This window comes from Saccharothrix espanaensis DSM 44229 (genome assembly GCF_000328705.1).
Classification (GTDB): Bacteria; Actinomycetota; Actinomycetes; order Mycobacteriales; family Pseudonocardiaceae; genus Actinosynnema; species Actinosynnema espanaense.
Genome location: NC_019673.1, coordinates 3682732 through 3696614, shown reverse-complemented (window position 1 = coordinate 3696614; position 13883 = coordinate 3682732). Strand labels below are relative to the sequence as shown.

Below are 13883 nucleotides of genomic sequence, written 5' to 3'. Positions count from 1 at the left end.
CGTTATACGACCCGGATCAACCTACGCCGCCGCGTGCTTGTTCCCCCGGGAAAAGCGGATCGGCAGCCGGTCGAGGCCGCGCTGGGTCGCGGTGGGCCGGCGCACCGGCTCGCCGCCGGCCTCGATCCGGTCCAGCCGGGCCAGCTCCGCGAGCAGCGTGATCAGCAGGTGTCGGCCCAGGTGCCCGCCGAAGCACGAGTGCGCGCCGCGGCCCAGCCCGAGGTGCGGGTTGGGGCTGCGGGTGAAGTCCGCCACATCCGGGTCGGGGAACACCTCGGGGTCTCGATTGGCGCCCGCCAGCACCAGCACGAGCACGTCGCCGCGCCGCACCGGCCGGCCGCGCAGCTCCGTGTCCCGCTTGCAGTGCCGGCTGACCGCCTGCACGGGACCGGCCAGCCGGATCAGCTCGTCGGCGGCCCGGCCGTCCAGCTCCGCCAGTTCCGCGCCGCGCCACGGTTTGCGGTCGGTCAGCCAGTGCACGGCGTTGCCCAGCAGGTTGCCGGTGGTGGAGTAGCCGGCGTCGAACACCGCGCGCAGCGAGTTGCGCAGCACCCGGTCCTCCCCCGGTTCGACCGACGCCAGGACCCCGCCGGGCACGGCCGCCGCGCGCCACCCGGCGATCATCGCGTTGAGCTGATCGCGCGCGGCCAGCGCCGGTTCGCGGCGGGCCGGGTCGAGGCCGGCGTCCATGCCCAGGACCATGGTCCGCGAGGTGGCCCGGAACCGTTCGTGCTCGGCGGGGAACGGGATGCCGTAGAGGGTGCACACGGCGTGCAGGGCGAGCGGTTCGGCGACGTCGCGCGCGAAGTCCACCACGCCGTCCAGCCGGTCCACGAGGTCGCGCGCCACGCGGCGGATCTCCTTGTCCCACAAGCCGTCCTCGAACGCCCGCAGCGGGTGCAGGAAGCGCCGGCGCACGGCGGTGTGCTCGGGCGGGTCGAGAGTTTGCAGGCTCAGCACGGAATCCGGGAGCGGCTTGCCGAGCGCGCGCGGGTCGGAGCCGAAAGCGGTGGTGTCCTTGAGGACCCGGGTGCAGTCGTCGTGCCGGGTGAGGACCCACGCGGCGAGCTGGTCGTGCCAGTGCACGGGGTCCTCGGCGCGCAGCCGGGCGTAGACCGCGTGCGGGTCGGCCAGCATGGTGGCCGAGAGCGGGGCGAAGATGCTGGTCATCTAGGACACTCCTGGACAGCCGTGGTGGGGCGTGCCGAGCCGCACGCCCCACCCTCTAGCGGCTAGTTGCTAGTGGGGGTAGTCCATGTCGGCACCTCCTTCACGTCCGCAGGTCGTCGTCGACGGCGAACCTCCCCACCGCCCACGCCATCGCCCGCATCGCCTCGCCGAGCGCACCCACGTGCACGTTCGACAGGTCGTCGCAGGGCTGGTGGTAGCACGGGTCGTACGGCCGGCCGGCGGTGCCGCCGAACACGGCGGCCTCCTCGGTCGTCTTGATGCCGCGCACCCCGCCGAACGCGCCGCCGACCGGGATCCCGGCCTTGGCGAACGGTTCCTGGTCGGAGCGGATGTCGTTGAGGTCGGCGGTGCGCAACGGCAGGTGCTGCACCCGGTAGCCCTCGGACAGCACGGCCTCGACGGTGCCGGAGCCGGGCGGTCCGGCGGGCGCGCCGGTGCCCGGGTGGTCGCTGTCGTCGCCGTCGACCACGAACCGCACGAAGTTCGGCGAGGCGATCAGCTCCCAGTTCAGGTAGAGGCTGATCGCCGCGAGCTGCTGCGGGGTGCGGGTCTCGATGTAGTGGATGGAGCCGAGGTTGACCAGCTCCTCCGCGCCCCAGAACGCGAACCGGACCTTGTTGCGCACCGTCTTCTGGTGCGGCGCGAGGCGGACCGCGGTCTCCAGCAGCGCGGCGACGCTGGTCGCGTTGTCGTTGATGCCGGGCCCGTCCGCGCCACTGTCCAGGTGCGCACCCGCCATCACGACACTGGCCGGGTCGCCGCCGGAGGTCTCGGCGAACAGGTTGACGGTGGTGGACTGGACGGCGTGGCCGCGCAGTTCCAGCGTCGCGTCGCCGGCCGCCAGGGACTCGGCGCTGTGCTGGCTGATGAACCCGACCGGCAGCGGCGTGCCGACCACGCGGCGGCGCAGGACCGTGTCCGGGACCGGCGAGACGTCGTAGATCAGCACGGCCCGCACGCCGGCGTCCCGTGCGGCCACGGTCTTGTCGCCGCTCGGGCACGTCCCGGAGGGCACCACGGCGATCACCGTGCCGGGCGGGTAGTCGCCGACCTGGCAACCGGCCGCGGCGGCTCGCGCGAGCCGCCCGGTCACCGCGTCGGACGGGACGAACTGGGCCATCAGGACCTTGACGTCGCCGGGTGCGGACAGCCGCTCCACGTCGGTCCGCCACCCCAGGAACGGCACGGGCTCGGTGTGCACGTGGTACCCGGCGCGCCGCAGGACCTGCTCGGTGTACTCGCGGGACCGCTCGTAGCCGGGCCGGCCGGCCTCGCGGTTGCCGCCGTTCTCGCGGGCGATCCGGTCGAAGGCCCGGACCGAGTCCATCGCGTCCCGGGTCTGCACCGCCGCCGACAGCGACCGGGCCAGCCGCGAACCCTCGGAGCCGGCGGCGGGAGTTCCCCCCGACGACACTCCCGACGGCACTCCCCACGTCACCACGGCCGTCACCGCGGCCAAGGCCAGCGCGACACTGCGCATCAGTCTGCCCCCCAGAAGAGCTCGCCTGAAGTCGAGTCTGCGCCAGGGCGGTCCCGCGATTCGTTGCCAATCCGCGCCGACTTCTTGAAAATCAGCGACATCGGCCGGTGCGGAGCGCGCCGGCCACCGCCCGCCTACCGCCGATCGTGTGAACCCCGGGCAAGGACCTGCCCGGAACCCGCCGCCCTCGCTATCCCTGTGCACGGGGGAACCAGGGGGAAATGTCATGTCGATGGAGTTCAGCCTGCTCGGCGAGGTCTCCGCGCGGGCCGGGGGGAAGACGGTGGACCTGGGGCCGGCACGCCAGCGGTGCGTGCTGGCCGCGCTCGCCGTGGACGTCAACCGGGTGCTCACGGTGGCCGAGCTGATCGGGCGGGTGTGGGGCGCGGACCCGCCGGGACGGGCTCGGGCCACGCTGTCCAGCTACGTGTCCCGGCTGCGCCAGGTGCTGGGCGAGGGCACGCCGATCCTGCTGCGCTCGGGCGGCTACCTGCTGGCCGCCGCGCCGGACGCGGTGGACCTGCACCGGTTCCGGGAGCTGCGCGGGCTCGCCCGCTCGGCCGACGACCGGTCCGCCGAGCGGCTGCTGACCGAGGCGCTGGGGTGGTGGCGGGGCGCGGCGCTGACCGGCCTGGACAGCGACTGGGCGAACGAGGAGCGCGAGCGGTTGGCCCGCGAGCGGCTCGACGCCGAGGCCGACCGGGTCGACGCGCGGCTGCGGCTGGGCCAGGGCGAGCAGCTGGTGGCGGAACTGGCCGCGCGGGTCGCCGAGCACCCGCGCGACGAACGGGTCGCCGCGCAGTACCTGCTGGCGCTCTACCGGGCGGGCCGCACCGCCGACGCGTTGGAGCACTACCGGCGGGTGCACACCCTGCTGGTGGACCGGCTGGGCGCCGATCCCGGCCCGGCGCTGCGGCTGCTGCACCGGCGGATCCTCAACGCCGACCCGGCGCTGGACCCGGCACCGCGCGCCGACCAGGTCGTGGTGCCGCGCCAACTACCCGCCGCGCCCGGCTCGTTCGTCGGCCGGCGGGCCGAGCTGGACCGGCTGGACGGGCCGGACGCGGTGGTCTCGGCCATCGCCGGCGCGGGCGGGATCGGCAAGACGTGGCTGGCGCTGCACTGGGCGCACCGCAACCTCGACCGGTTCCCGGACGGCCAGCTGTTCGTGGACCTGCGCGGGTACAGCGCCGACCGCGCGCCGCTGGAGCCGGCGGCGGCCGTGCGCGGGTTCCTCGACGCGCTGGGCGTCGAGCGCGACGCGGTCCCGGCCGACCCGGACGCCGCCGTGGGCCTGTACCGGAGCCTGGTCGCCGACCGGCGGATGCTGGTCGTGCTGGACAACGCCCGGGACGTGCGGCAGGTGACCCCGCTGATCCCCGGCGGCTCGCGCTGCACGGTCGTGATCACCAGCCGTAACGCGCTGACCGGCCTGGTCGCCACCAGCGGCACGCTGCCGGTGCCGCTGGACCTGCTGGCCCCCGACGAGGCCCGGGAGCTGCTGGTCCGGCAGGTGGGCGCGGCGCGGATCGACGCGGAGCCGGCCGCCGTGGAGGAGCTGCTGCGGCCGTGCGCCGGGCTCCCGCTGGCGCTGGGGATCGTGGCGGCGCGCGCGGCGACCAGCCCGGACCTGCCGCTGCGGGCGCTGGCCGACGAGCTGCGCGACGAGGTGAACCGGCTCGACGCGTTCGACACCGGCGACCCGGCGCTGAGCCTGCGCGCCCTGTTCGACGCCTCCTACCAGGCGCTGGACCCGGACGCGGCCCGGCTGTTCCGGCTGCTCGGCCTCGCGCCCGGCCCGGACCTGGGGCCGGCCGCCGCCGCGTCGCTGGCCGGGCTGCCGGTGGCCCGGACCAGGGTGCTGCTGAGCACGCTGGAGTCGGCGAACCTGGTGGTCCGGCAGCGCCGGTACCGGATGCACGACCTGGTGCGGCTGTACGCGGCCGACCGCGCGGGCGTGGAGGAGGAGGCGGTGCGCCGGCTGGTGGACCACTACGCGCACGCCGCGTTCGCCGCCGAGCGCCTGCTGTACCCGGCGCGGTTCCTGATCGACCTGGGCCCGATGGCGTCGGGCTGCGTGGCCGTGTCGCACACCGACGAGGCCGCGGCGTGGGAGTGGTTCCAGGAGGAGTACCGCTGCCTGCCGGCCGTGCAGCGGCTGGCGGTCGACGCGGGGCTGCACGAGCGGGCCTGGCAGCTGGCGTGGACGTTGGAGACGTTCCACCAGCGGCAGGGCCTGCACCGCGACATGCTCGACACCTGGGAGATCGCCCTCACCGCGGCCCGGCGGCTGGCCGACGCCGACGTCCAGGTGCTGGCCCACCGCCGGCTCGGCTACGCGCACATGTGGCTGGAGGAGCACGACGCCGCCGTGCGCCACCTGCACCAGGCGCTCGGGCTGGCCGACCGGCCGGGCGCGGAGGTGCCCCGCGCGCACACCCACTACTCGCTCGCGCAGGCGTGGACCCAGCAGGGCAGCCACTCCCGCGCGCTGCGCCACGCCACCACCGCCTTGGACCTCTACCGCGACCACGGCGAGCCGCTGGACGTCGCGGAGGGCCTCAACATCGTGGGCTGGCTGGAAACCCGCATGGGCTACTACGAACCGGCGCGCGAGCACTGCGAGCAGGCGCTCGCGCTGTACCGGGAGCACCACGACGAGGAGGGCGAGTCGGCGGCGTTGGACAGCCTCGGGCACACCGCGCACGAGGCCGGTTGGTACGCCGAGTCCGTGCGGTACTACCAGGAGGCGCTGGCGCTGTGCCGACGCCTGGGCCGGACGTTGGCCGAGGCGGAGATCCTCGACCGGGCGGCGCACGCGCACGCCGCCCTGGGCTCCCTGGACGACGCCCGGCTGATGTGGGAGCGGGCGCTGGAGCTCTACCGCCGGCACCGCCGGGCCGAGGACGCCGACCGGGTGGAGGCGACCCTGTTCAGCCGCAACTGACCCGGCCCACGGCCGTGCGCCGCCGTCGCCGCCGGGCTACCGCAGCGCCGCCACAGCGCCGCCGCCGGGCTAGCGCTGGCGCGGCACGAACACGACGTCGTCGGGCGAGCGGCGCTCCGGGATGACCCGGGGTCGCCGCCGCCCGGCGGCGATGCCGTTGCCGACGTGGTGCGCCGCCTCCCGCTCGGTCCAGCCGTCCACGCCGACGTGCCCGGCCGCCGCGTCCAGCAGCACGTCCCGCGCGGCGTGCTCGTCCAGGAAGCCCGCGCCGACCAGTTCGCCGAGCCGGCACGCGGCGGTGAACAGCACGTGCGCCCGCGTGCCGGGCAGGGCCGACCGGACCCGGCCGGTCTCCCCGTCCACCACCGCCGCGCGGTAGGCGCGCACCCGGCGCGGCGCCGGCGGATCAGCGGGTTCGGCCCGAAGTCCGGTCCCGGGTCCGGTCCGGGGTTCGGGCACCGGCGGGCTCAGCCGGGCGACCAGCCAGTCCGGCGCGGGGGCGACCGGCAGGTCGCGCACCACCTTGTACAGCCGCAGGCCGCTCATCGTGCGCCGGATGGAGCCCTGCGCGGCCACGTACCCGCCGGCGGCGCGGGTGTCGACGTGCCGGCCGAGCTTGCCCGCGGTGTTGCGCAACGGGGTGTCCGGCGCGCGGAAGTAGCGGTGCTCTCCCCCGCTGGGGGTGGCGACGGTGTAGGTGTCGCGCGGGTCGTCGGCCCCGTGGGCGCGCGCGAGGTCGGCGAGCACGTCCCGACCGTGCGGCACGCCCTGGTCGAGGTCCACGACGAGGAGTCCGGCCGCCCGGCAGGAGATCCCGATGTTGTAGGGCCGGTGCTCCCACCACGCCAGCACCTGGTCCGGGTCGAGCGTCGCCCGCCGGTCCCAGTCCTTGAGCGCGGGCACCTTCCCGAAGGGCCGCAACGGGATCACCGGCCAGCCCCGGTCGATCGCGGCCACCGCCGCCGCCAGTCTCGCCCGCAACACGCCCATGGTCGGCCCCCTCCGCCTCACGGCAACGGGGGAAGCGCGCCACGTCCATTGTCCGCCAGGACAGCGGGTTGCGTACAGGTGCGTCCGGATGACACCAGGTCAGGACTGCCGGTACACGGTCACCAGGACGCCGTGCACGGACTCGTCGCCGCCCGCGCCGCCCGCGCCGGCGGCGTCGGCTATCAACGCCCGCAACGCCTGGCCGAGTTCTCCGGCGGCGTCGGGCGTGAGCCTGAGGTGCCGCAAGGTGACCATCGCCGTCGGGTCCTGCACGACCTCCTCGGCGACCGCGCCGAACATCGCGCTGGTGTGCTCGGCCTCGGGTGCCGCGAAGGCCGTCCGCCGGAACGTGCGCTGGTAGTGCTGCTCGGTCCCGCCGCGCACCTGCCCGGTCTCGACCACCCGCACCAACCCGGCTGCCCGCAACACCTTCAGGTGGTGGCCGATGCTCTCCTTGGCGGCCATGAGCGCCACCGCGAGCCCGCTGGTGGTCGCGGGTTCGCGGCCGAGCACGAACAGCAGCCGTTGGCGCAGGGGGTGGGCCGGCGCCTCGAACTGCTCCGGCGTGCCGATCCGCACGATCTCGCCCACACCGCGAAGTGTCCAATTCTGTTGACGCTTTCGGAAATCCCTTGCTGTACTCCGCGCCGTGGACACCCCCAAGATCGTTGACCGGACCCGTGGGCTGCTGCGCGAGTACTACGTCTTCCCGGACGTGGCCACCGAGCTGGACGGCGTCCTCGCCGCACGCGCCACCGCCTACGCCGCCGCGACCGACCCGCGCGAGCTGGCCGAGCTGGTCACCGCCGACCTGCAGTCGGTCAACGGCGACCGGCACCTGCGGCTCAAGCACCACGAGGAGGAGATCCCGGAGGGCGACGACGCCGCGGTGGAGCAGGTCGACGCCCGCCTGTTCGCCGAGTCGATGGGCGGCGTGCCCAGGGTCGAACGCCTGCCCGGCGGCGTGGCCGTCCTGGAACTGGCCCCGCTGCTGTCCCGGGTGGAGTGGGCCGGCGAGGTGCTGGCCGCCGCGTTCACCCTGGTGTCCCGGGCCGAGGCGCTGATCCTCGACCTGCGCGAGAACCGCGGCGGCGACCCGCACACGGTGGCCCTGGTGTGCAGCTACCTGCTCGCCGAGCCGACCCACCTCAACACCATGTACAGCCGCGACGACGACAGCTACCAGCAGTTCTGGAGCCTGCCTTACGTGTCCGGTCGGGCGTTCGGCGCGCAGAAGCCGGTCTACGTCCTGACCAGCGGCAAAACCTTCTCCGGCGCGGAAGAGCTGGCCTACGACCTCCAGCAGCTGGGCCGGGCCACCATCGTCGGCGAGCGGACCGGCGGCGGCGCGCACCCCCGGCGGGGCTTCACCGTGCACCCGCACCTGGAGGCGACCATCCCGACCGCGCGGGCGATCAACCCGGTCTCGAACACCAACTGGGAGCTCGTCGGCGTCACCCCGACCATCGCCACCCCGGCCGCCGAAGCCCTCGCCACCGCGTACCGCGAAGCCCTGGCCGAACTGGTCCGCCGCGGTGGACCCACCGCCGCCGAAGCCGGACGGGCCTTGGCCGCCGGCACGTCCTGAAACCCGCCGGGCGCGACGGTGTGCGGGGTCCGCGTGCGCGTGCGAACCCCGCACAGCCGTTCAGCCGACGACTTTCTTCGCCCAGGAAGCGACGGCGGCGTAGTACTGGCCCGCGTTGGGGGCCAGGTTGACCGAGTGCCCGTAGCCCTCCACGACGTACGTGCGGAGATCGCGGTAGTAGGGCGCCTCGTCGGCGTGGAGGGTGTTGGCGTTGGAGCAGTTGCTGGCCAGCAGACCGCACACCGTGGCGTCGTGCTGACCGGTCACGACGAGCACCGGCACGTCGATCAGCCTGCTGTAGGGCAGCAGGACCGCGACGCCCAGGCCGTCCACGGCCTCGGTCGGTGAGAAGACGTCCTTGGTCCGCTCGTCCAGCGCCTTGAGCGGACCGGACAGGAACCCCGGCGCGTGGAACGCGGCGAACCGCGTGCCGGGCGAGGTGGTCAGGTAGCCCAACGGCTGGCCCAGGCCGAACTTCGGGTCGAGGTTGGCCGGGATCATGCTGCCCAGCACGGTGACCACGCCCGCCGGGTTGGCCCGGTGGGTCAGCCCGGTCACCAGCACGCCGTCCACGTCGTGGTGGGTGCCCGCCTCCAGGATGCTGATCGACGAGCCCAGCGAGTGCCCGCCGATGATCACCTTGGCGTAGGACGGCCCGTACGCGCCGGACCGCAGGCCCCGCACCACCTGGTGCACGGCCTCGGCCTGGACGAAGCTGGTCAGCAGCAGGCCCAGCGGCTTGGAGCTGGCCCCGGTGCCCAACCGGTCGACGGCGAGCGTCGCGAACCCGGCCGCGTTCTGCGCGGCGCGGAACGAGTGCGCGCCGTCGTCGTAGTCCCAGTAGGAGCTGTTGTAGGTCGATCCGGGGATCAGGAGTTGGACGGCGGTCGCGCCGCCGGCCGGTGAGCAGAGCTGCCCGTGCACGGTGTGCCGGTGCCCGAGCACGGTGACCGGGGCGTAGATGTCGCGGCAGGTGGACTCGGCGTTGGCCTGCGGCGCGGTGATCAGGGACGTTGCGACGAGCAGCGCCGCGGCGGCGGCGAGTGAGTGGCGCAAGGTGGGGACGACCTCCCTCGGTTCCAGCGGGACAGGACGGTCATCGGCCGCGGTCGGGTGCGCGGGGCCGATCACCGCACGGGGGCCCGGGAAGCCCGGCCCCCGGGCTCCGGCCGCGGCCGTTCGGCGGCGGTCCCGTCGGACGCGCGCCGACGACCGACCGGAGCCCGCCCGGCACAACGGCCGGACGAGCGGCGGGGAAACGGTTCTCCGCCGGCAATGACCCGACCGGCCTAACGAACCGCTGTTTTGCGGCGACGATCACGCGAACTCGTCCACTCCGGACCGAATGCGGCGCGGACGGCACGGGAGCCCTTACCAGACCCGGTCGACACCCGGAAGCCGGGCCACTCCCCCGGCTGAAAACCAGATCACCGCCGAACGATCCGCGGGCGCCTCCGGAAAACCCCTGGCCGGCGAATTCGGGGCGCGCGGACACGGGTTGCGGGCACCGCCGCCCCCGCTTGGCCCGAGACCGCACTTTCGCGGCTAGGTTGAGGCGTTCTCGCAGCTCGAAGGCGGTGCCACGGGCCGGTAAGCGCCATCCGTGATCTGTGCGAGCCTCACGTTCTCCGATTTCGGCGGTCATCACCATAGCCTCCAGCCGGGATTGACCGCGAGCACTCTATGCTCCGTTCAGCTGCCGTGGGATCGCGCATTCGAGTCAAGTTGCCGCATCGGCTGGTGCCGGAACGCGCGAAGCGGTTGGATGTTCGGGTTGCTGAGGGAGTGGAGTGCGTCATGACCGACTTCGACTGGGTGCCCGAGGGCGTCGACATCACCGTTCCCAGCGTGGCCAGGGCATATGACTACATGCTCGGCGGGGCGCACAATCTCGCGGTCGACCGGGCGATGGCGGACCAGGCGGCGAAGGTGCTGCCGAGCACGCCGCGCCTCGTCCGGATGAACCGCGCGTACCTCCGAAGAGTGGTCACCCATCTGGTTGAATCCGGGATAGACCAGTTCCTCGACATCGGCTCCGGCATCCCGACCGTCGGCAACGTCCACGAGGTCGCCCCGGACGCCCGGGTCGTCTACGTCGACAAGGACCCGGTCGCCGTCGCGCACAGCGAGCTGCTGCTGTCCGGCAACGACAAGACCGCCGTGGTGCAGGGCGACCTGCGCAACCCCGAAGACCTGCTGTCCCGCCCGGAAGTGCTGGGGCTGCTGGACTTCGACCGGCCGGTCGCCGTGCTGATGCTGATGGTGCTGCACTTCGTGCCGGACGAGGACGAGCCGTGGCGGCTGGTCGCCCGCTACCGCGACCACGTCGTGCCGGGCAGCTACCTGGCGATCTCGCACGTCACCGACGACCGGCAGTCCGCGGCCTGGCGCGGTGTCGCGCGCACCGCCGCGCAGAGCCGCGACAGCCTCAACAACCGCTCGCACGCCGAGATCGCGGAGTTCTTCGAGGGCTTCGAGCTCCAGGAACCCGGCCTGGTCGGCTGCGGGCTGTGGCGGCCGCAGGGCCGCGGCGACATCTCCGACAACGCCGACGAGAACGCGCTGATCTACGCCGGCCTCGGCCTCAAGCCGGAGAGCGGGAGCCGCTGACATGACCGCTGCGCTTCCCCAGGACGCGGAGGGACTCCGCGCCCGCGCGAAGCTCGCGAAGAAGTGGACCTACCTGCTCAGCTCGCGGACGTTCATCCCGCTGAGCACCGCGGAGCTGGAACGGCACCTGCTCGGCCTGGTCGAGCGGCTGTGCGCGGCGGTGGGCAACGAGCCGCTGACCCAGAAGATCGGCCGCGAGGTCGGGGCGGCGCTGGTCGACCTCAACTGCACCGCGCCCGAAGGTCTCCAGGTCTCGGTGGAGGTGGTCAGCAAGGGCCTGCTCGGCATGTCCGGCCTGGGCGCGCCGGACCGGCTGCGCGACCGCGTGGTGGACGTGATCGCCGCGCTGGCCGCCGGGTTCGTCGAACGGGTCCGCGCGTCCACGCTGGAGCAGCAGGAGCAGCTGGGCCGCTCGCTGTACAAGGCGATGCGCCAGGCCCAGCTCGACCTGGAGATCAGCAACGCCCGCTACGACCTGGTGGAGGGCTGCACCTCGACCGGGATAGCGACCACGGACCTGAAGGCGAACCTGTTGCGCGCCAACGGGGCGCTCGCCCGGATCGTGGACCACCCGCAGGACGGGCTGACCGACCGGTCGCTGTTCGACCTGGTGCACCCGGACGAGCACGACGGCCTGCGCCAGGACTTCGCGCAGCTCACCGCCGGCGGCACCACGTCGATCACCCAGCCCCGCAAGCTGCTGCGCGCGGACGGCGAGATCGCCTGGGTGACGCTCACCCTCTCGCCGCTGCGCCGGCACGAGGGCGGCAACCAGGTGATCGTGCTCGCCGAGGACGCGACGGACGTGAACCTGCTGCAGGGCCAGCTCAACCACCAGTCGCTGCACGACGTGCTGACCCGGCTGCCCAACCGGCAGTTCTTCACCAGCCGGTTGGAGCAGGCGCTGCGCACCGCCGACCCGGCGACCGGCGTCACCGTGTTCCACCTCGACCTCGACGGCTTCTCGCTGATCACCGGCGGCCTGGGCCGCGAGGTCGGCGACCACCTGCTCAAGGTCGTCGGCGCGCGGCTGGAGGAGGTGGTGGCCGACGAGAACGCCATGGTGGCGCGGTTCGGCTACGACGAGTTCGCGATCCTGGTGGAGAACACCGCCGGCACACCGGACGTGGTCACGATGGTGCGGCTGATCAACGACAAGCTGTCCGTGCCGTTCGACTCCGACGGCCACCGGATCGCCTGCACCGCAACGATCGGCGTGGTGCACCGGCCGCCGCGCGACGCCTCGCCGCACGACCTGCTCGACTCGGCGGACCTGACGCTGCGCCGGGCCAAGGGCAACGGCCGCCGGCAGTGGGAGCTGGCCGACCCGACCCGCGACGGGCTGGACCGGCGGATGTTCAGCATGGCCGCGACGATGCCCGGCGCGTGGGAGAACGGCGAGCTGCGGGTGGAGTACCAGCCGGTGGTGCGGCTGTCCGACGAGCGGATCGTGGCGGCGGAGGTGCTGCTGCGCTGGGACCACCCTCGGCTGGGCGCGGTGCCGCACGAGCAGTGCCTGGCGCTGGCCGAGGACACCGGGCTGGTCGGGCCGCTGGGCACCTGGATGTTGCGGGTGGCGTGCGAGCAGGCCGGCGCGTGGCGGCGGGAGCTGGGCCGGGAGGTGCCGGTGCGGCTGTCGCTGACCCGCAGCCAGGCCGCCGACCCGGACCTGGCCGGCACGGTGCGGGAGTCGCTGGCCGACGCCGGCGTGCCGCCCGCGTCGCTGTGGCTGGGCGCGCCCGCCGACGTGGTGCTGGGCGACGCCGAGGCGGCCGACGACCTGCGGAACCTGGCCGAGAGCGGGGTGGGCGTCGAGGTGGACGGGTTCACCGCCGCGCCGGCGGACCTGCTGCGGGTGGCGGACTTCCCGGCCCGCGCGGTGCGGATGTGCCGCCCGCTGACCGACCAGCCCGCGCCGGTGGTGGCGCAGGTGCTGGCGAACCTGCTGGCGGTGGTCCGGGAGGCCGGTGTCGCGGTGTCCGTGGCCGGGGTGTCGACGCCGGAGCAGGCCCGCTGGTGGCAGGAGGCGGGCGCGGAGACGGCGTCCGGACCGCTGTTCGCCCCGGCCGGCCCGCCGGGCGTGATCGCCGGGTAGCGCCCCACCCGGCCCGCGCTCCGACGCCGGGCGCGGGCCGGCCTGGGTCACGCCGTGCGGCGGGTGGCGGCGAGGCCGCACAGCTCGTCGGCCACCGCCCACAGCTCTTCCTCGCGCGCCCGGTCGTAGGACTCCTCCGACGACCGCATCGCCACCCCGCGGTCGACGTACTCGCCGCTGTCGCCGGGACGCGGCCCGGTCAGCGTCCGGGCCAGCGTGCGGCCCGCCTTGGCCGGTCCGGCGCCGATCGGCGTGGCGCGCAGGAGCTGGCCGACGGTGGCGACGGCGGCCCGGCTGAGCACGCCGGCGTCCCGGATCAGCCCGGTGCCCGGCACGAAGCCGGGGGCGTAGCTGTAGACGTCGATCCCGGCGGGCAGCCTGCGCTTGAGCGCGTGCACCAGGTAGACGACGCCGAGCTTGCTGGTGGCGTAGGCCTCGCGGCCGGCGCGGACCCCGCCGGGTCGCGGCGCGGCCAGCGCGGTCACGCCGTCCCAGCGCGGCGGCGGGACCACCCCGAGCCCGTTCTTGCCGTCGCCGAAGTGCACCCCGCTGCCGACGACGATGATCCGCGCCGGGTTGGCGAACAGGTCCAGCAGCAGGTTCAGCAGCAGGTGGTTGGCCAGCACGTTGACGCCGAAGGTCAGCTCGAACCCGTCGGCGGTGGTGGCCTCGGTGGAGGTCATCTGCAACCCGGCGTTGGCGAGGAACCCGGTCAGCGGCGGTCGGGTGGCGAGCCGTTCGCGCACCTCGGCGGCGGCCCGGCGGATGTCGGCCAGCGACGCCAGGTCGCACCGGACGGTCGTGACGTTCGGGTTGCCGGTCTCCCGGGTGAGCTGCCGCGCGATGTCGCCGTCCCCGCGCACGAGCAGCACCAGGTGGTCGTCCGGGCGGGTGCGCAGCAGGTGCGCGGCGGCGTGCCGGCCGAGACCTCGGGTGCCGCCGGTCATCAGGGTCGTTCCCATGGAGCCCTCCTGGTACGTAG

10 protein-coding genes are annotated in these 13883 nt (G+C 74.1%); 4 read left to right on the top strand and 6 right to left on the bottom strand.

All coding sequences use genetic code 11. The features are described 5' to 3' along the window. Positions 1 to 21: 21 nt before the first annotated feature. Both BN6_RS16530 and BN6_RS16525 read right to left on the bottom strand, forming a co-directional pair. Positions 22 to 1170, bottom strand: a complete 1149-nt coding sequence (locus tag BN6_RS16530) for a cytochrome P450 (RefSeq protein WP_015100824.1) — start codon at positions 1168 to 1170, stop codon at positions 22 to 24. Between the two features lie 100 nt (positions 1171 to 1270). Next, on the bottom strand, positions 1271 to 2671 hold the full coding sequence (locus tag BN6_RS16525) for a M20/M25/M40 family metallo-hydrolase (protein ID WP_015100823.1): 1401 nt from the start codon (positions 2669 to 2671) through the stop codon (positions 1271 to 1273). A gap of 226 nt (positions 2672 to 2897) precedes the next feature. Between BN6_RS16525 and BN6_RS16520 the strand changes: the two genes are divergently transcribed. Then, complete coding sequence (locus BN6_RS16520) at positions 2898 to 5618, top strand: AfsR/SARP family transcriptional regulator (protein ID WP_015100822.1); 2721 nt, start codon at positions 2898 to 2900, stop codon at positions 5616 to 5618. Positions 5619 to 5687: 69 nt separating this feature from the next. Here the strand turns inward: BN6_RS16520 and BN6_RS16515 are convergent, their stop codons facing one another. Then, the gene (locus BN6_RS16515) at positions 5688 to 6608 is read right to left on the bottom strand and encodes a bifunctional DNA primase/polymerase (RefSeq protein ID WP_015100821.1); all 921 of its coding nucleotides are present in this window, start codon (positions 6606 to 6608) and stop codon (positions 5688 to 5690) included. A gap of 99 nt (positions 6609 to 6707) precedes the next feature. Then, the gene (locus BN6_RS16510) at positions 6708 to 7199 is read right to left on the bottom strand and encodes a winged helix-turn-helix domain-containing protein (protein WP_041312963.1); all 492 of its coding nucleotides are present in this window, start codon (positions 7197 to 7199) and stop codon (positions 6708 to 6710) included. A gap of 58 nt (positions 7200 to 7257) precedes the next feature. Here BN6_RS16510 and BN6_RS16505 point away from each other — a divergent pair, with 58 nt between their 5' ends. After that, entirely contained in the window at positions 7258 to 8196 is a 939-nt protein-coding gene (locus BN6_RS16505; RefSeq protein ID WP_015100819.1) for a S41 family peptidase, read from the top strand. Positions 8197 to 8256: 60 nt separating this feature from the next. Here BN6_RS16505 and BN6_RS16500 read toward each other — a convergent pair whose 3' ends face one another. Then, the gene (locus BN6_RS16500) at positions 8257 to 9252 is read right to left on the bottom strand and encodes an alpha/beta hydrolase (RefSeq protein WP_015100818.1); all 996 of its coding nucleotides are present in this window, start codon (positions 9250 to 9252) and stop codon (positions 8257 to 8259) included. Between the two features lie 741 nt (positions 9253 to 9993). On the opposite strand from BN6_RS16500, the gene BN6_RS16495 reads away from it, so the two are divergent. Continuing rightward, positions 9994 to 10806, top strand: a complete 813-nt coding sequence (locus tag BN6_RS16495; protein WP_041312961.1) for an SAM-dependent methyltransferase — start codon at positions 9994 to 9996, stop codon at positions 10804 to 10806. Between the two features lies 1 nt (position 10807). Continuing rightward, positions 10808 to 12901 (top strand): putative bifunctional diguanylate cyclase/phosphodiesterase, encoded by a 2094-nt coding sequence (locus BN6_RS16490; protein ID WP_015100816.1) that lies wholly within the window; start codon positions 10808 to 10810, stop codon positions 12899 to 12901. Positions 12902 to 12948: 47 nt separating this feature from the next. Here BN6_RS16490 and BN6_RS16485 read toward each other — a convergent pair whose 3' ends face one another. After that, entirely contained in the window at positions 12949 to 13863 is a 915-nt protein-coding gene (locus BN6_RS16485) for an SDR family NAD(P)-dependent oxidoreductase (RefSeq protein ID WP_015100815.1), read from the bottom strand. Positions 13864 to 13883 lie beyond the last annotated feature (20 nt).

Bases quoted from the DNA above. Each gene is read 5' to 3' on its own strand.
- BN6_RS16525 (WP_015100823.1), bottom strand. From the start codon at position 2,671: ATGCGCAGTGTCGCGCTGGCCTTGGCCGCGGTGACGGCCGTGGTGACG.
- BN6_RS16520 (WP_015100822.1), top strand. From the start codon at position 2,898: ATGTCGATGGAGTTCAGCCTGCTCGGCGAGGTCTCCGCGCGGGCCGGG.
- BN6_RS16530 (WP_015100824.1), bottom strand. From the start codon at position 1,170: ATGACCAGCATCTTCGCCCCGCTCTCGGCCACCATGCTGGCCGACCCG.
- BN6_RS16485 (WP_015100815.1), bottom strand. From the start codon at position 13,863: ATGGGAACGACCCTGATGACCGGCGGCACCCGAGGTCTCGGCCGGCAC.
- BN6_RS16495 (WP_041312961.1), top strand. From the start codon at position 9,994: ATGACCGACTTCGACTGGGTGCCCGAGGGCGTCGACATCACCGTTCCC.
- BN6_RS16490 (WP_015100816.1), top strand. From the start codon at position 10,808: ATGACCGCTGCGCTTCCCCAGGACGCGGAGGGACTCCGCGCCCGCGCG.
- BN6_RS16515 (WP_015100821.1), bottom strand. From the start codon at position 6,608: ATGGGCGTGTTGCGGGCGAGACTGGCGGCGGCGGTGGCCGCGATCGAC.